Source organism: Pseudomonas sp. BGA-UO-ETr-WB11 (genome assembly GCF_059567785.1).
In genome coordinates this window covers 239,944-256,943 of the sequence record NZ_JCAQOS010000005.1, presented here as the reverse complement: position 1 = coordinate 256,943, position 17,000 = coordinate 239,944, and the positions used below count along the sequence as shown (strand labels likewise).

Sequence of the window (17,000 nt, the reverse complement as noted above, 5' to 3'; positions counted from 1 at the left end):
TCATGGCTACCTGCCAAAGTCGGGGATCAGTTCAGGACTTTCTTGGTGACTTCCAGCAGTTTGGGCGGATCGAAGGGCTTGACCAGCCACCCGCTGGCCCCTGCGGCTCGTCCTTGCTGCTTCATGCTGTCAGCGGCTTCGGTGGTCAGCATCAGGATCGGCGTGGTGCGGTAACTGGGCATTTCACGCAGGCTTTTGATCAGGGTCAGACCGTCCATGTTGGGCATGTTCTGGTCCGTGAACACCAATTGGTAAGTCTTGCGCTGCGCCTTACCCAGGCCGTCGCGGCCATCCACAGCTTCATCCACTTCATAGCCGGCAGAGCGCAGGGTAAAGCCGAGCATCTGACGAATTGAGGCCGAGTCATCAATGATCAATATGGACTTACTCATCCGTTAGTTGCCTCCTGAGAAATTCATAACTCGAGCGTAGATCATTCTGTCGAGGGCGCTTGTCCCCAGCGCAATTCCGCGATCACCTGATTGCCACGCCCAGAAAACTCCAGGTATTGGCACAGGTGAGCGACCAGTTGCAAACCCCGCCCGTGATAGAGCCCTTGCTCTTCGCTGGTATGCGTCTGACGCTGGCGCACCCAGTCAAAGCCGGGGCCACTGTCGATTACCGCGATGCGCAGACAGTTACCCTCGGGCGAGCCGTTCTGGCTGATGTCCAGTTCAACTTGGCCCTTGTTCAATACGCGTAAGCGCTCATCGCGCACCTGCAGGTAATGCTCGAAGCCGTCGGGGCCGTTCTTTAATTCCGAGCCCAAGCCCAGCAAGCCATGGTCGAGGGCGTTGGTCAGAAGCTCACGCAAAATCAGACTGAAGGGCCCCTGACAGCGCTTATCAAGGCCCAGGGTGTTGCAGAAGTCAGCCAGCAATGGCTCCAGATCCAAGCGCTGCAACTGGGCCGCCTCCAGCGTGACGTTGACCTGCCAACTGTCGGCCACTGGATAAGCAACCTTGTCGTGTGCCACCTGGGGCATTGGCGCGCTTAACTGCGGCCGACAGTCGAGTAACAAGCAGGAAAGATCGTCATGGGCCACGCCCCCTTGCAGATGCTCACGCACCGCCTCGCGAATGCGCTCGATGCAGTTGTCGCTCGTTCCGGCGCCAATCGCCTGGAGCAAACGCGCAGTACCAAAAGGCTCAGCCGCGGGGTTTTCTGCCTCAATAACGCCATCGGAATACACCAGCAAGTGGCAAGCGGCCGCGACCTGAATGGTCTCCATTTCGCAGCTCAACTCCCCCTCGGGCAGGATTCCCAATGGCAGATTGAGCGAGCTGAAACTGCGCATAACATGGCCTTGACCATCCACCAGCATGGCCGCCGGTAAACCGCCGTTCCACACTTCCAGGGTCAATTCACGGGGGTTGTAAACCGCCATTACGGCGGCGACAAAACGATCAGGCGGGCAGTACGTGCGATGCCGATGATTGAGCTCGCGCACGATGGTGTCGAGCTTGTAGCCTTTCGCCGCCATCCGATAAAAGGCCTGGGACAACGGAATCAGGGTCAGGGCCGCCGGCAGCCCATGGCCCGTAGCATCTGCCAGCATCACATAGAGATCGCCACTGCGCGAAGGGCACGCCAGCAGCAGGTCTCCGGAGACTTCACTGGCCGGTTTTTGCGCGTAGCGAATCCGCGGGTTATCGAGCAAGTCGCGACGTTCCAGGCGCTCCATCAGGAAACTGCACAGGCGCCGCTCCTCGGCCTCAATGCTGGAGTAGCGCAACAATTCCTCGTGCTGGCCGGCAATCTGTTGCTGCATGCGCGCGATGCGCCTGAACGACTTGATCTTGGCCTCAAGAATCTGGAAGTTGATCGGCTTAACGATGAAGTCATCACAACCGGCATTGAGCGCCAGCACCTGCTCCTCAATCTCAGTAGCCGCAGAAAACATGATGATGGGGCGCCAACCGCTTTCCTGCTGAATCAACCGCAGCGCCTGGGTCGTCGCCAGGCCATCCATCCCTGGCATCTGCCGGTCCAGCAACACCAGGTCAAATGCCTCTTGCTGATAGCGAGTGATGCCCTCTTCGCCACTCTGCGCAGTCACCACCGAATGGCCCAAGCCCTCGACAAAGGCCCTGATGAGCGTGGCAATCAGCGGATCGTCATCAATGACCAGAATCGTCAGCGGCCGCATACCTAACGAATACTGAAAATTTTGTGGAAATTGGCAATCTCCAACACATCCTTGACCGTGCCCTGCAGGTTGGCCAGTTCGACCTTGACCCCTTGGGCTGTAGCCTTGTCACGCAGCAGCAAAAGAATGCCCAAGGCCGCCGAGTCGATGTACTGCACCTGCTGCAGGTCAACGACCAGGCACTTGATATTTTCCTCGGCCAAGGCGCTTTCATAGCTGGCGCGAAAGCTACGAAATCCGTTGAAATCGAAGCGACCCTGGGGCCGTAGAATCACTGCATCATCAGCGCTCATAAGCGGCCCTCAGAAAAGATCGATATCACCAGCTGTCATGCTGGTTTGAGTCACGGGAGTGGCCGGTTTGTGGCGCAAGCGCTCACGCTCGCCCTGCAGTTGCTGCTCCTGCTCGGCGCCGGGCAAACGCGCCAGCACTTGCAGGCGCGCGGCAGCAGCCACAAGCGTTGCGCATTGGTTTTGCATTTGGGCCAGCAACTGGCTGGTCATATCCTGAAACTGCAACGCCGTGACCGCGCGATTGACGCCGTTGGTAATCACCCCGGAAATATCATCCAGCCGCCCAACCACCCGCAGCGTGCGGCTGTTCATTTGTTCAAGATCGGCGAGCATATCGTTGATCTGTTTCTTCGAACTGAGGGCAAAGGACATGTCTTTTGCCGCCAGGCTACTAACTGAGGCATCGGCAGCCTGCAGCTCAACCAACACACCATTGACGTGCTCACGGATCTGATCAGAGAACACCGTCGAACGACTGGACAGGGCCCTCACCTCATCGGCCACCACAGCAAAACCACGCCCGGCCTCACCTGCGCGCGCCGCTTCAATGGCGGCATTCAGAGCCAGCAAATTGGTTTGCTTGGCGATCGAGTCCATGTCTGATGTCGACTTGAGAATCTCGGTGATTTTCTGGTTGATGGAATCCATGCGCTCCACCAACTGCATGTTGGTATGACTGGTCTCGATGGTGGCATCGACAAACAAGCCAAGCGTGCTGTGGGTAGTGCTGACAAACTGCTGAAAGGTGGCGCTGTCGGGGCCGTTCTGGCCACCGCCGCTGTAGCGGCCAATCAGTTCGTGGGCGAGTTCGTGCTGCTCCGCACTGCTCTGCGCCAACAGGGAAAAACTACTGGCCACCTCGCTTATGGCCGCATTGAGCAACCCGCTGACCTGCTTGATCTGCCCTTGCAGCAGATCCGTCTGCACAGCAATCGCCTCGCGATTGAACAGCAACAGTTCAGTGGGATCTACGGACGGCGATTCCAGCACCGGCGGTGCGCCCGTCATAGGCGGGACCTGCCAGGAGCGCACCAGCACAAGCATAAGCAAACTGCCCAACGCCGCCCCCAGCACGCTCAACCAGAGCATTCCCGAGAGCCACAGCAGGAGCAAAAAACAGAACCAAGGCGCGGCATGAGCAAGCAGTAAACGCGACCATGACAACTTGATGCCGACTTCCGACTGCGCAGAACGACTCATCACTCGTTTCCTTGAATATTCACTGACTCTTGTGCCGGCAACTTGAAGCTAGAAGACGCTGGGCATCTGTCAATAAATAGAGGGGCTAGCGCGGCGTGAATCGACAACGAGGCGCCCATCGCCCACGGGTAAACGATCAAGTCCAGCAAAGGCTTAGCTCAAGCATTAGGGCTTTATCGTCAAAGGCGTTTTGTTACTGACCACTGCTGCGCAGTCCAGGGCAAGCCTGACGGCTGAACCTTCAAGGGCGAAAACGCAAAAGGCCAGTCACAAGACTGGCCTTTTGCTTACAACGTGGGGCGATCAGGCGCGTTGTGCGTCGGCGCCCACGGTTGCGGCAGATGCCGGACGCACGCCAATAACCTGAGGCAACAGCGAACCGACAATCATGCCCAAGGCACTGAGCAGCAGGCCCACCAATTGCGGCGGCCAGAAGTCAGTTTCTTGATAGCTGTATTCCAGGCTTAGCCACGACAGCAAGCCAAACGCCATGGCCAGCGTCGCGCCCTGGGTGGTCGCTCGTGACCAGAACAAGCCGGCGATCAGCGGCACCGAAGCCGCCACCAGCGTCACCTTATAAGCACCACCAACCATCTCGTAGATGCTCGCATCGGAGTACAGGGCGAAGGAGCAGGTGATCACCGCGCAGGCGACAATGGTCCAGCGCATGGCCTTAAGGAACTCGACATCGGTCATTTCCGGGCGCAAGCGCTTGAGTACGTTTTCGGTGAAGGTCACCGACGGTGCCAGCAAGGTGCCAGAGGCCGTAGACATGATGGCCGACAGCAAGGCACCGAAGAACAGCACCTGGGCGAACACCGGAGTACGTTCCATGATCAGGTGCGGCAGGATCATCTGCGCATCTTCTTCCAGGAAGTGTTTGACCATGGCTGGATCAATGATCGACGCCGCGTAAGTCAAGAAGATCGGCAGCATGCAGAAGCCCAGGTAAAAGATCGCGCCCGCGATGGTGGCATGGGAGGCGATTTTCTCGGTCTTGGCCGACATCACCCGCGCATACACGTCCTGCTGCGGGATCGAGCCAAGCATCATGGTCACCGCCGCGCCGATAAAGGCGACAATATCCTTGGCGTCGAAACTGTGCATGAAGGTGAACTTACCTTCGCTGGCCGCCTGGGTGAGCACCTTTTGCGGGCCGCCAGCCATGTCGCCAATCAACCAGGTCAGGTAGCCCAGGCCGACAACGATGATCGCCATCTGGAAGGTATCGGTGAGCGCCACCGACCACATGCCACCAAACAAGGTGTAGACCAACACGATCGCCGTGCCCATGAGCATGCCCTGGGTCACGCTGATGGAGCCATCTGACAGCACGTTGAAGACCACGCCTAGGGCAGTCAGCTGCGCGGCAATCCAGCCCAGGTACGAGGCCATGATCACCAGACTGGCGGCCAGTTCGATCCGCGGGCCGAAGCGCTTGCGGAAGAAGTCGCCGAGGGTCAGCAGGTTCATCCGGTACAGCTTGCGGGCGAAAAAGATACCCACCAGCATCAGGCAGCCGAAGGAGCCGAACGGGTCTTCAACGATGCCGGCAAAGCCTTCTTCAATGAAGGTGGCCGGGATGCCCAACACGGCTTCCGAGCCAAACCAGGTGGCAAACACCATGGCCATCACCAGAGGGAACGACATACTGCGGCCACCGGCCGCAAAGTCCTTGGAGTTATGCACGCGCGTCGAGGCGTAGAGACCAATCCCTACCGTGATCAGCAGGTAACCCACAACAAACCAGATCAGCATGTTTTTTGTTCCAGTGGCTCAGGCCTGCCGAGGTGTGCCGACCTGCACAAGGCAGTTCGGGCAAGGCGCCGCGACAGGCAATCAATTGTTGTTTTTGGTTGGCGGTGCAGCATCGTCGGCTGCCAGGCAAATCCGTTTGGCCACCCCGCAGTCAGGCTACTTTGCCTGCCACCACGGCCGCGCAGTCTGCCAAGCTCGTAAAATATGTCAAACAAATACGACGAATTACCTGAACAGACACGGCAAAAATCACCTAAGGGACCACCGAAAAAATCATTCAACCTTATGATTTTTAAGTACTTTTTATAATCGAGCAAATATCGGCAGTTTTTTATTTTTAACAGCGGTGTTCACATTCGCCGTTACCCACGCCCGTCTGTCAGCCGTTTGCGGTGCAACCCGTGCAGCAATAGCGCCGCTAACGTGGTCTTCTAGTGGTACGCCTCCGCCCCCAGGGAACACCCTCATGCGCCCTCAGTCATCCCGTTTGCTAGCCGTTGGTTTGCGCGCCCTGCTCGGCGTTTTGCTGCTGTTGAGCCTTGGCGCCTGCAGCAGCTTCTCTGCCCGCGACCCGCTGCGCATCAACCTGGCCGGCCTCGAACCGCTGCCCGGCCAAGGCCTGGAAATGCGCTTTATGCTGAAACTGCGGGTGCAAAACCCCAATGATGTGGCTGTCGACTACCGTGGCATTGCCCTGGAACTGGAGGTCAACAACCAGCCGTTGGCCAGTGGCGTCAGCGACCAGAGCGGTCAGGTGCCACGCTTCGGCGAAAGTCTGCTGAGCGTACCGGTGAGCATTTCCGCCTTCGCCGCCATGCGCCAGGCGTGGGCGGCGGCCGGCTACCAAAGCGCCCAGGGCCTGCCCTACACCCTGCGCGGCAAACTGGCCGGCAACCTGTTTGGCAGCGAACGTTTCAGCGACAGCGGCACCCTCAACTGGCCCGCACCCCTGCCGCGCAAAACACCGTAATAGCGCGCGTTAAGTACCGAGCAGCGATCCCCCAGTGGCAACCGTTCAGAGCGCAATGGCCGCAAGCAGGGCAAAACCTTATACAATCCGTGGTTTTTAGCCGTCCTGACTCCGAGGAACCCGCGTGAGCACTCTGCCGTCCTGCCCTAAATGCAACTCCGAATACACCTATGAAGACGGCGCCATGCTGATCTGCCCGGAATGCGCCCACGAGTGGTCCGCTACCGCAACAGCAGACGCCGCCACTGACGACGACAAAGTGATCAAGGACTCGGTTGGCAACGTCCTGCAGGACGGCGACACCATCACCGTGATCAAAGACCTCAAGGTCAAAGGCTCGTCGCTGGTGGTCAAGGTTGGCACCAAGGTCAAGGGCATTCGCCTGTGCGACGGCGACCACGACATCGACTGCAAGATCGACGGCATCGGCGCGATGAAGCTGAAGTCGGAGTTTGTGCGCAAGGTCTAACGGCCAAACCCGCACAACAAAAAACCCGGCCATAGCCGGGTTTTTTACGTTCTACAGGGCTGCTCAGCGCAGGGTTTGCAGATACGCCGCCAGGCTGCTGATTTGCGTATCGCTGAAGTTGGCGGCAATCGCCATCATCACCGAGCCGGCGCGGCTGGGGTCTTTGTCGCGGAAGCGGGTCAGCGCTTTGCGCACGTACTCGCCCGGCTGCCCGGCCAGACGCGGCGTGTCTTCACGGCCTTCGGCGTTCACCCCGTGGCAACCGGTACACACCGTCTTGAACATGGCCTCGCCTTGCTGACGCAGCGCTTCGTCCACCGGTTCGTCATGGGGAAGCAATTTCTGCTGACCGAAGTAGATGGCGATGTTGACCCGGTCTTCCATGCTCAGCGTTGGCGCCAGCTTGGACATGACAAAGTCCTTGCGCTGGCCGTTGGCGAACTTCTCGAAAGCGTTGAACAGATACACCGGGTTCTGTTGCGCCAAGTTGGGGATATGCGGGCGTTTACTGTTGCCATTCTCGCCATGGCAATTGCCACAGAAGCGAATACGCTCTTGGCCGGCCGCATACGCTTGCTGGCGCAGCACGGGGTCACCATTAAGCTGGGTAAAGCGCTGCATGGCCTCCTCGCCGGCTTGGGCCAGGGTGGCAACGCAACTGAACAACACACAAACAAGCAGGCGCATGGCGGGGTCCTTGTCCTCAAACTCTTGCGGTGGGCGCAAGACACTCAGGGGCGCGACTATAGAGACAAGCCCCGCGGCAAACCCCGGCACAGGTCAAGCAAAGTGCAGGTTATGGCCCGCGGCCAGAATGAAAAAGGGGCGCATCCCGCACCCCAAAAAGAACCGCCCGAATCGCCGTCAGACTTACATAACGATCATTTGCAGTTGCGTACCCACATCAATCACTAACCCGGCAGAACCGACCGTGACGCTCTTTTGCGACCCGTTCAGGGGGTCATAAAGCACGCCCTTGCCTTTGCGTTTAAGCGTGACCTTGCCGGGTTGCTGGGCCCAAAACATCCACACCCAACGACCGTCATTACGCTTCCACGCAATATTCAGCATCCCTGCCGGCGCGTTACTGAACGCTGGCGCAACGTCTGGCTTAAGGCGCGGCCCGGTGATCGTCAGCATGCGCTGCAGCGCGCTAAAGGCCGGCTTGGCCGTGCCATCGAGGCGCAACAAGCCGTACTTCTGGTCACGCGGCGTGGCCCGCGCGTCCAGGTCACTGAGGTTGAATAAAAACACCCGATCAAAATCCAGGGCACTCATCAGTGCGATGCGCTTAAGCAAATAATCCGCCTGCCCGCGCTCACCAATGATCGGCTGCCACTCCACCGCCCCGCTGTAGCTCGACCAACCGAACTCGGTGGCCCAGATCGGGCCGCTGCCCCGAGCCCGCAATTGCTGGTTGAGCGTGATGGCGCGCTGGACGAAATCCATCACCGCCGGGTCATCGCCTTCAGGTTTCAAGCTGTAGGGGTGATACGCCACCACCTGATCGGCACGCAGCGCGCCAGCACCGGCCAACTGCTCCAGCATCAAACCGCCGCGCAGGGGCATCTGGCTGTAATAGGCCATACCCGCCCCCACCCGTAGCGCTGCAGGATTGGCCACTGCCAGGCGATTCATGCTGACGTTGAGCAAATGCTGATAGGCCGCAGGGTCCTCCATGGGCTGCCAGAACGCGGAGAGATTTGGCTCATTCCACACCTGCCACGCCTTCACCGCCGGGTAGCGCTGCGCCAGAAACCCCAAACTCTCGGCAAACAACTCCGGGGCCATCGGCGGGTATTGATCCGCATTGGGCGCACCGTTTGGTGCACTGCTGGCATAGGGTGCAGACCCAACCAGGTACATCAATGAGTTGATGTTTTTCTCGACCAGCACCTCATTCAACCGATCCAGAGGGGCCAGCTGCCATTGCCCTGGGGCAGGCTCCATGCGGTCCCAATGCAAATCGACACGCACCCAATTCAAGCCCAGAGACTGCAGCTGCTGGACCTGCTGACGATAGTGGGCCTCGTCAAACCAAAGGAACTGCGCGTTAACGCCTAGAAAATCAGCCCACACCACTTCGCGGGGGGCAGTGAGCGCCAGGGACGGCGCGGCAAGGAGTGGAGTAGACAGCAGCAGCCCGGCAGCAACGCCCAGACCACGCCAACCGTGTGCGGAAAACAGCGAACAAATACTCATAGGTTCAGCCTCGGACAGGTTGCGACACTTCAACCCTAAGCCGCAGCGGAACACCTCGATAGGCAAAGAAGGCAAAACTGCCAGCCAATCGACAATTTTCAGGCGCCAAACTACAGGCGGTTATTTTCACCCACTCAAACGGTCACAAAACCGCGCACCCGACCAAGCAACCGTGCCACCGGCAGGATTCAGCGCTAAACTCGCCGGCTTTTTAGCCCGCCGCCCTTCAGGACAACCGTATGAGCCGCCACAGCGCACTGCCCAACACCCTCAAAGCCTGGGCCCGTGAGGCCCTGGACGCCCTGGAGGAGGCGCAAGCGATTGCCACCGAGCAGCCGGACTTCGCCCCGCTGGACCTGTTCAAGATGGCGCCGTCGATCGGCGCCTACTACCGCGGCATCGACGACGAAGGGCTGATCGAGCAGATGTTCCAGCACGCCTGCGGCACCGTGGTGCTGATCCACGAGCAGGTGCCCGAGTACCGCGAACTGCCTAAGCGCTGCTTCGTGCACTGCTACATGGACGCCATGCTGCTGATCAAGGCCGTGAAGCTGGGCAAGGCCGAACAGGTGATCGACTACCTCGAAGCCAAAGGCAAGATCGAAGCCTGGCAGCCTTGATCACCCCCAAGTCCCTTACTTAGCCAACACTGCTCACCCGACAGGTACCACCATGACCCTCGACACCGCCGCCATCATTGCCGAAACCCGCGCCTGGGTTGACCGCGTCGTGATCGGCCTGAACCTCTGCCCATTCGCCAAGGCGGTGCAGGTCAAAGGCCAGATCCGCTACGTGGTGTGCCCCGCCAGCGAACCGGCCGAACTGCTCAACACCCTCTGTGACGAGCTGCACCGGCTGGCCGAGAGCGACCCGCAAGACGTCGACACCACCCTGCTGATCCACCCGGCAGCGCTGACCGACTTCCTCGATTTCAACGACTTTCTCGCCGTGGCCGACGCGGCAGTGGAAGAGCACGGCTACGCCGGCATCCTTCAGGTCGCCAGCTTTCACCCGCAGTTCCAGTTTGCCGACACCCATATCAATGACGTCAGCAACGCCACCAACCGCGCGCCCTTCCCGACCCTGCACCTGCTGCGCGAAAGCAGCATCGACCGCGCCGTGGCGGCTTTTCCGGAAGCGGAAACGATCTTCGAAGCCAATATCGAAACCCTGGAAAATCTCGGTGCCGACGGCTGGGCCGCCCTACAGGCGCAGTGCAAACGCGATGCGCAAAACACCTAGCCGCACAACAGCGGTGCACACTTAGTTGAGGTCGCGCGCAACTGGCGGTCAATCCGCTAGCCTGTAACTCTGCGGCCCAATACTTGCTGGCAAGTTGTCGCCAGCTCGCTCGTGCGCCGGAGGTGTATATGCGCTACCTGATGTTCTGCCTGTTGCTTGTTCTCAGCACCGCCGCAGCGGCCGAAACCTGGCGGGTCATCGGCGACGAACAGTTCGCGCCCTACAGCTTTGTCCAGGGCGATGAAAACACGCCCCGTGGCCTGGACGTCGAACTGATCAGCGCAATCCTCAACGAAGCCAAGATCGACTACCAACTGCGCCTGTACCCCTGGGCACGGGTCAAACGCCTGCTCGACAACGGCGCCGTCGAGATGGCCTTCCAATTTGCCGGCACCTCGCAGCGCCGGGAGCAATACGAGTTGGTTGGCCCAATCCGCAGCGGCTCCACGGTGTTTATGACCACCCGCAAAATCGCCCTGCAAAACTGGCAACGCCTTGAAGAACTGCAGCCCTACGTGATCGGCCAGGTGCGCGGCTACGCCTACGAATCGGCCTTCGACCAGGCCGACCTGTCCCGCGACAGCAGCGCACAAAACCCTCGGCAATTGGTGTCCATGCTCCTGGCCGGGCGCATCGACATCATCGTCGGCGACCGCCTGCAACTGCAGTACTACGTGCACGAGCAACGGGCCGAGGCCGATGTGCGCATCCTGCCCACGCCCCTGGTTGAAATGCCCCGCTATGTGGCGTTCAAAAAAGGGGACAGCGCCCGCGCCGAGGTGTTCGCTGCAGCGCTGAAGCGCCTGCAACAACGCGATGCCCTGACACCCATTCTGCAGCGCTGGCAGTAAGCGCATCGCCCCCAACCATCGCGGACTTGAATTGTCTGGGCACCCTGACAACATGGCACTGACTCGCGCCACGCGCATGCGATCACCAACGGCCTAGCCGCCCCACGACCGGAGCCTATCCATGACAACACGCAATAACCTGCTGCTCCTGGCCATGGCCGGCCTGCCTCTGCTCAGCAGCCAGGCCGCCGAACCAAGCTTTAACTGTGCCAAGGTGCCCGCCGGCAGTATCGAAGCCCTGATCTGCCAGACCCCGAGCCTTGGCGAGCTCGACCAGCGCCTAGCCAAGGTCTATCAACAAGCCAGCGCCAAGGCCGTAAACGAGCACCCGCCACTGCTGAAAGCCGAGCAGCGCGGCTGGATCAAAGGCCGCAACGATTGCTGGAAAGCCGAAGACAAAACCCTCTGCGTCAGCGACAGCTACCGCCTGCGGATTGCCGAACTGCAAGCCCGCTACGCCTTGCTCCCAGCTACGGGCCCGGTGTTTTACAGCTGCGATGGCCAGGCAGCCAAGGAAGTGGTCGCCACGTTCTACCCCACCGATCCCGCCAGCGTGGTGGTGGAGTTCGGCGACAGCACCTCACTGATGCTGCAACAGGTCGCTGCCAGCGGCAGCCGCTACCAGGGTCGCAATGAATCCTTCTGGGAGCACCAAGGCAAAGCCGTGGTGGTGTGGGGCTACGAAGCACCCGAGATGCAATGCGAGCCCAGGGCCGAGCGCAATAAACAGTAAAGGCCGGGGCGCTGCACAGCGCATCGTCAATCACCCGTTGAGTCATGCCCTATGCGATTGTTGATCAACTCAAAAAAACGCCTGGGCACCTTGCTGGGCGGCATGACCCTGCTGGCGCTGGCCATCGGCACCAACGTATTCGTGAAAAACCTCAACGAGCTGCGCAGCGAAACCGCCGCCACCTTCCGCAGCCGCAGCGCCCTGATCGAAACCTTTATCGCTCTGCACCGCGACCAGGTCAGCGTGATGCGCAACCTGCTGGCTGCCAACTATGCCCAGAACGGCGTCGGCACCCTGCCCTACAGCCTACGCCAGCACCCGCAACAGCACGTCTGGGAGCTGGTCAGCACAGACCAGATGCTGGCCGGCACCCTGACCGGCAGTGCGGCCCAACCGCCCAGCGCGCAACAGCTGCGGGAAATCCAGGCTGCCACGGCCCTCGATGCACAGATTCGCCCGGCCCTGGCCTACAGCAAGGAAGTGACCTGGCTCTACTACCTGTCGGCCAACAACTTCATCTACATGGCGCCCAAGGCCCTCATCAGTCAGTTCCACTTCCAGCCTGCCCTGTATCAGCGCGACTACTGGCGCGACGCCGGCCCGCAAGCCAACTCGCAGCGACGCATGGTCCTCGATGGCCCCTATCAAGACATGGCTGGCAAAGGTTGGATTCTCACCCTAGCCGAGCCGGTGTATGCCGCCGACACCTTCCTCGGCGTGGTCGCCCTGGACCTGAAAATCGACACCCTTCAGCACCTGACTCGCGTCGGCAGCGCCATCAGCGACACCATGATGATCAGCGAGGATTACCAGCTGATCGCCCGCAATGAAGCCTTCCAACCTGGCACCCACCTACAGCCACCGCTGAGCGACGGCCTGATCGAGTGGCGCAAGGACGCCAACGGCGACGCTTGGCTGAGCACCCCGGTGTTGAAAGACGAGCTGTGGGTCGTGCACCAGCTCAAGCAGAGCGACCTACTCTGGGCCGCCGCCCAAGAAAGCCGGCCAACCTGGGTGATGATTGCCCTGGCCAGCCTGCTCGGCGTGCTGGCCTGGCGCCTGATCGGCGTACTCAGCGAAGCCACACGCATGACCCACACCGACCCGCTGACCCAGCTGCTCAACCGCCGCGGCCTATATGAGCGCGCCGAAGGCCTGCTGGCCCTCGCCGAGCGCAAGCGGCTACCCGTGGCCGTGCTGCTGATGGACATCGACCACTTCAAAAGCATCAATGACACCCATGGCCATGCCGTCGGCGACAGCGTGCTCAGCCAACTGGGCGGGCACCTGCTCAAGGTGCGCCGCGCCGCGGATTTGATCTGCCGCTGGGGTGGAGAAGAGTTCGTCATGGTCATGCTTCTGGAGCATGCCGAAGACGCCATGCTCGTGGCCGAACGCATGCGCCAGGAGGCGCAGCGCACGCGCATCCAGCCGGGCGACGTGCCCGTCACCCTGAGTGGCGGCCTAGCACTCATGCAGTCGGGTGAAGCCCTCGACCAGGCCATCAAGCGCGCTGACCTGCAGCTGTATGAGGTCAAGGCCAATGGCCGCAACCATATCCGCCAAGCCAGCGCCGAGGCCACTGCCGCAGCACCCTCCGTGCCGGCCCTGCGCTAGCTCAGCGCCGAGCCTCGGCCTCAGCGATGCGCAGCAAGTGCCGGGAGAAGTCAGGGTCTTCGCCGTCGAGCATCTCGACCAACAGGGCCCGGAAATCCTCGCGCTGACACCAGAAGTGCATGTAGTCCTCCCACGACTGCCACAGGCGCGCCTGCTTGCGGCTCATGTCGTCCTCGTACACCAGCAGGTAGGCACGTTCGAACAGCGAGATCAGCAGATCAAACAGCAGCAGGCGGCGCTCCTCCTGTTCGGCTGTCAGCGCCTCGGTGCGCGGCTTGGAGCGCAGCTGCAGGTCAGCATGCTCAAGCACCAGACGCAGAAAGTCGGCGTACTCGTCCGAGAGGTTCTGGTAGATGCTCTCCTCCTCGTTCTGCCGCTCTTCGCGTTGCTCAAACAGAAAAACACCGATGGCAAACGGCAGGCCGACAATCGTCACCAGATAGCTCAAGGCTTCCAGCCATTCAAGCGGGCTCCAGACAGGCATGATCGGTTCCTTGGTGGGCAAAAGAGTGGCGGCCGCACAGGGCAGCCAGTAGCCTGGGACGTCCTTGCGCGCAACGCCGCCACAGCCGCGAGCATGGCCACGCACAAGCAGGCGCACTATAGTGCCTGAAGACCGACCCCTACCGACCAGCCCTAACCATGCGCGCACTCCGCTACCTTATCTGCAGCCTGCTTCTCTGCGCTTGCGGCCTGACCCAGGCGCAAGACTGCCACCTGCGCGTGGGCTGGGAAGAGTGGTACCCGCTGATTTACGAACGCGACGGGCAACTCATCGGCAGTGAGTATGTAGTGCTCAGCACACTGGCCAAACAGGCGCACTGCCAACTCGAGTTTATCGAACTGCCCTGGATCAGAGCCCTGAAGTCGCTGCAGAACGGCGACATCGACCTGCTCTACGGTGCCAGCAAAACCCCAGAGCGCGAAACCTTCGCCCAGTTCTCCCAGCCTTACCGGGTTGAACAGATGCTCCTGCTGACCCACCGCGAAGGCCAGCCCCAGCCAGGCCCGGTATCGCTCACCCGCTGGCTGGCCATGCCCAACGCCAGCGGCAAGCCGCGCATGCTGGGTGTGATCCTCGGTTTTTACTACGGCGACAGCCTGGACCCCATCGTCCACGCGCCCGAGGCCCAAGCCCAGCGCCTAAGGGTGCGTTGGGACCAGCAACTGCTGAAGCTGCTCAAGGCCAAACGCATCGACGGCTACCTGATCGAAGCCAGCATTGCGCCCCAGCTCACCCTGCAAAACGCACAAGCACTGCAGCAACATCAGGTCAGCGAACAAAAACCCGAGCCCATGCACCTGATGTTTTCCCACAAAGTGCCCATCGAGATCGTCCAGCGCTTCGATGCCGCCATCGCCGCACAAGCCAAGCCCTGAAGGCCCGGCGACGGTCAGAGACTAAAGCCACCATCAATGGGGATTATGGCCCCGGTCATATAAGCACCCGCCGTGCTGGCCAGGCTGATCGCCAGCGCCGACATCTCCTCAGCCCTTCCCCAGCGCTGCATCGGGATCAGCGCCACATCCTCGGCCATAGCCGCTTCATCACCTGCGATGTGCCGGGTCATCTTGCTTGGGAAGCGCCCAGGGGCGATGACATTGACGTTGATGTGCTGGCTCACCAGTTCACGGGCGAGGATGCGCGACAACTGATGCAGCGCCGCCTTGCTCGGCCCATAGGCATACGCCTGCTCACCGAACGAACTGATGCCCGCCACCGAACCGATATTGATCACCCGCGCCGGGCTTTGCGCCGTACCGGCCTTGCGCAGCAGCGGCAGCAGTTGCTGGATGCAACTGAACACCGAGGTCACGTTCAACTGCATGACCTTCTCCCAGCCCTTCACCGGATAGCTTTCCAGCGGCCCACCCCACGTGGTGCCGGCGTTGTTGACCAGAATATCCAGCTGCTGCACCTGGGCACCCAACTGCTCGGCCAACCCCTTGGCGCCCTCTTCACTGGACAGGTCCGCCGCCAAGCCAATGCACTCGCCATACACACTCAACTCGGCGGCCACCTCGGCACAGGCAGCGCCATCCCGCGCGCAAATAAACACCCGCGCGCCGGCCTCCAAAAAACCCTGAGCGATCATCCGGCCGATCCCGCGAGTACCACCTGTAACCAGCGCCGTGCGCCCTTGCAGACTGAAATATGCGTGCATTGCAACGTCCTCGTTCAGCGTGAGCAAAACCCCAGCCTATGCGCCTAGCCCCGACGAATGAAGCGGCACGGCGGATCATTGGGCAGCGGAATATCACGCCATTGCGACTCGACCGTGCGCACCGAGATAGCCCCCAGCACGATCGGCAAGGAGCCAAACAAAAAGGCCCGTCGCATGACGGGCCTTTTTGTTTTCAATCGCTCAGCGGCGCCTGTGCATTAGGCACTGGCTCGCCACTCATAACGACTTTGATCGTAGTCCTGAACCGCCTTATGGAAGGCCGAGATAAACACGTCGTAATCCGGGTTTTCTTTCGAGTGATATTCCGGGTGCCATTGCACACCGACCGCAAATGATTTGGCGCCTTTGACGCTGATGGCTTCGATCTGGCCGTCTTCAGCCACCGCCTCAACTTGCAGCCCCTCGCCCAGCCGATCAATCCCCTGACCGTGCAACGAGTTCACCCGCAACTGCGTCACGCCGTGCAGACGATGCAAGATGCCGCCTTCCGTCAGGGTGACGTTATGGATCGGGGCGTAGCAAACGTCATCTTCCGCATCGACTTCGCGATGGTCCAAACGACCACCGACTTCGTGCACATGACGGTGCAGAGTGCCGCCGAACAGCACGTTCATTTCCTGGATACCGCGACAAATTCCCAGTACCGGAATACCGCGCGCAATGGCAGCCGCCATCAGAGGGAACACCGTGGCATCCCGGTCGCGGTCTTCCAGGCCGGCGCCTTCGCTGTCATCGCCGTAGAAACTTGGGTGAATATTCGAGATCGATCCGCCGAAGATCACGCCGGAGACATTCTCCAGCACCGTATCGATATCCAGATCACCGGCCAACGCCGGAACCGTGAAAGGAAAGGCCCCATAGTTGGTAATGGCGCGAACATACTTTTCGCCGACCAGGTGATACCAACCCTCGTCGCGATCTTTCAGCTGCCAGCGACAAAGTGAAAGAGCGATCAATGGCTTACTCATAAAACTACCTTTAGGTCTTATTAGAACAGACCTAATGCAGTCAGCCTGGCCAGCAGAGGCAAAGCTGACTGCATTAGGAAAGCGGGATTTTGATGAGGCTGAACCGGGAAGAGTTGGCGCGAAAAGGAGCTTCAGCCCATAGCTGTTTGCCGCGATCTCACAACCACCCACTCAGCCCCAAGCGCACTCGCCACGGGGCTTCCAAGCCGGTCAGACTCGGCGCCCAGCATAGGTAGCTCGCGGCATACGACCAAGACCGACTCAGGCAAAAGCTTTTTGCCTAACAGGCACAACTGTAAAAGCGCAGAGGCGATGCGGGCTGCAGCCCACAAAATCGGCCGCCGCGGCAGCGGCGTATAGGG

Annotated in this window: 19 protein-coding genes; 8 read left to right on the top strand and 11 right to left on the bottom strand. The window is 60.4% G+C overall.

Going from position 1 to position 17,000, the window contains the following annotated elements:
* Window positions 1–26: 26 nt before the first annotated feature.
* The 5 genes from AC56DI_RS06570 to AC56DI_RS06550 all read right to left on the bottom strand — a co-directional run bounded on the left by AC56DI_RS06570 (window position 27) and on the right by AC56DI_RS06550 (window position 5,400).
* Window positions 27–392, bottom strand: coding sequence for a response regulator (locus AC56DI_RS06570; protein WP_496345441.1), 366 nt, complete (start codon window positions 390–392; stop codon window positions 27–29).
* Between the two features lie 41 nt (window positions 393–433).
* The gene (locus AC56DI_RS06565; protein ID WP_496345440.1) at window positions 434–2,149 is read right to left on the bottom strand and encodes an ATP-binding SpoIIE family protein phosphatase; all 1,716 of its coding nucleotides are present in this window, start codon (window positions 2,147–2,149) and stop codon (window positions 434–436) included.
* A gap of 2 nt (window positions 2,150–2,151) precedes the next feature.
* A complete protein-coding gene (locus tag AC56DI_RS06560; protein ID WP_496345439.1) occupies window positions 2,152–2,442 on the bottom strand; it encodes an STAS domain-containing protein in 291 nt (96 codons plus the stop codon).
* 9 nt (window positions 2,443–2,451) lie between these two features.
* Window positions 2,452–3,108 carry a methyl-accepting chemotaxis protein gene (locus AC56DI_RS06555; protein WP_496345817.1) on the bottom strand — a complete coding sequence of 219 codons (657 nt, stop codon included), beginning with the start codon at window positions 3,106–3,108 and terminating at the stop codon, window positions 2,452–2,454.
* Between the two features lie 837 nt (window positions 3,109–3,945).
* A complete protein-coding gene (locus AC56DI_RS06550; RefSeq protein ID WP_496345438.1) occupies window positions 3,946–5,400 on the bottom strand; it encodes a high affinity choline transporter 1 in 1,455 nt (484 codons plus the stop codon).
* Window positions 5,401–5,866: 466 nt separating this feature from the next.
* Here AC56DI_RS06550 and AC56DI_RS06545 point away from each other — a divergent pair, with 466 nt between their 5' ends.
* Complete coding sequence (locus AC56DI_RS06545) at window positions 5,867–6,370, top strand: LEA/WHy family protein (protein ID WP_496345437.1); 504 nt, start codon at window positions 5,867–5,869, stop codon at window positions 6,368–6,370.
* Window positions 6,371–6,494: 124 nt separating this feature from the next.
* A complete protein-coding gene (locus tag AC56DI_RS06540) occupies window positions 6,495–6,839 on the top strand; it encodes a zinc ribbon domain-containing protein YjdM (RefSeq protein WP_496345436.1) in 345 nt (114 codons plus the stop codon).
* A 63-nt stretch (window positions 6,840–6,902) separates the two neighbouring features.
* On the opposite strand, the gene AC56DI_RS06535 is transcribed toward AC56DI_RS06540, so the two are convergent.
* Both AC56DI_RS06535 and AC56DI_RS06530 read right to left on the bottom strand, forming a co-directional pair.
* Window positions 6,903–7,526 (bottom strand): c-type cytochrome, encoded by a 624-nt coding sequence (locus AC56DI_RS06535; RefSeq protein WP_496345435.1) that lies wholly within the window; start codon window positions 7,524–7,526, stop codon window positions 6,903–6,905.
* A gap of 183 nt (window positions 7,527–7,709) precedes the next feature.
* The gene (locus tag AC56DI_RS06530; RefSeq protein ID WP_496345434.1) at window positions 7,710–9,041 is read right to left on the bottom strand and encodes a glycoside hydrolase 5 family protein; all 1,332 of its coding nucleotides are present in this window, start codon (window positions 9,039–9,041) and stop codon (window positions 7,710–7,712) included.
* A 239-nt stretch (window positions 9,042–9,280) separates the two neighbouring features.
* On the opposite strand from AC56DI_RS06530, the gene AC56DI_RS06525 reads away from it, so the two are divergent.
* From AC56DI_RS06525 to AC56DI_RS06505, 5 genes are all read left to right on the top strand, one after another.
* Complete coding sequence (locus AC56DI_RS06525) at window positions 9,281–9,661, top strand: hypothetical protein (RefSeq protein ID WP_496345433.1); 381 nt, start codon at window positions 9,281–9,283, stop codon at window positions 9,659–9,661.
* A 52-nt stretch (window positions 9,662–9,713) separates the two neighbouring features.
* Window positions 9,714–10,283, top strand: a complete 570-nt coding sequence (locus tag AC56DI_RS06520; protein WP_496345432.1) for a DUF1415 domain-containing protein — start codon at window positions 9,714–9,716, stop codon at window positions 10,281–10,283.
* Between the two features lie 128 nt (window positions 10,284–10,411).
* Window positions 10,412–11,134 carry a substrate-binding periplasmic protein gene (locus tag AC56DI_RS06515; protein ID WP_496345431.1) on the top strand — a complete coding sequence of 241 codons (723 nt, stop codon included), beginning with the start codon at window positions 10,412–10,414 and terminating at the stop codon, window positions 11,132–11,134.
* Between the two features lie 121 nt (window positions 11,135–11,255).
* Window positions 11,256–11,867, top strand: coding sequence for an MliC family protein (locus AC56DI_RS06510; protein ID WP_496345430.1), 612 nt, complete (start codon window positions 11,256–11,258; stop codon window positions 11,865–11,867).
* A gap of 51 nt (window positions 11,868–11,918) precedes the next feature.
* Window positions 11,919–13,484, top strand: coding sequence for a GGDEF domain-containing protein (locus AC56DI_RS06505; protein ID WP_496345429.1), 1,566 nt, complete (start codon window positions 11,919–11,921; stop codon window positions 13,482–13,484).
* A gap of 1 nt (window position 13,485) precedes the next feature.
* On the opposite strand, the gene AC56DI_RS06500 is transcribed toward AC56DI_RS06505, so the two are convergent.
* Window positions 13,486–13,968, bottom strand: coding sequence for a hypothetical protein (locus AC56DI_RS06500; RefSeq protein ID WP_496345428.1), 483 nt, complete (start codon window positions 13,966–13,968; stop codon window positions 13,486–13,488).
* A 158-nt stretch (window positions 13,969–14,126) separates the two neighbouring features.
* On the opposite strand from AC56DI_RS06500, the gene AC56DI_RS06495 reads away from it, so the two are divergent.
* A complete protein-coding gene (locus AC56DI_RS06495; protein ID WP_496345427.1) occupies window positions 14,127–14,864 on the top strand; it encodes a substrate-binding periplasmic protein in 738 nt (245 codons plus the stop codon).
* Window positions 14,865–14,878: 14 nt separating this feature from the next.
* Here AC56DI_RS06495 and AC56DI_RS06490 read toward each other — a convergent pair whose 3' ends face one another.
* From AC56DI_RS06490 to AC56DI_RS06480, 3 genes are read right to left on the bottom strand one after another with little or no spacing between them, the layout of a single operon-like run.
* Window positions 14,879–15,649 (bottom strand): SDR family oxidoreductase, encoded by a 771-nt coding sequence (locus AC56DI_RS06490; RefSeq protein WP_496345426.1) that lies wholly within the window; start codon window positions 15,647–15,649, stop codon window positions 14,879–14,881.
* Between the two features lie 44 nt (window positions 15,650–15,693).
* Window positions 15,694–15,825, bottom strand: a complete 132-nt coding sequence (locus AC56DI_RS06485; RefSeq protein ID WP_496345425.1) for a hypothetical protein — start codon at window positions 15,823–15,825, stop codon at window positions 15,694–15,696.
* A 42-nt stretch (window positions 15,826–15,867) separates the two neighbouring features.
* Complete coding sequence (locus AC56DI_RS06480; RefSeq protein ID WP_496345424.1) at window positions 15,868–16,638, bottom strand: gamma-glutamyl-gamma-aminobutyrate hydrolase family protein; 771 nt, start codon at window positions 16,636–16,638, stop codon at window positions 15,868–15,870.
* Between the last annotated feature and the right edge of the window lie 362 nt (window positions 16,639–17,000).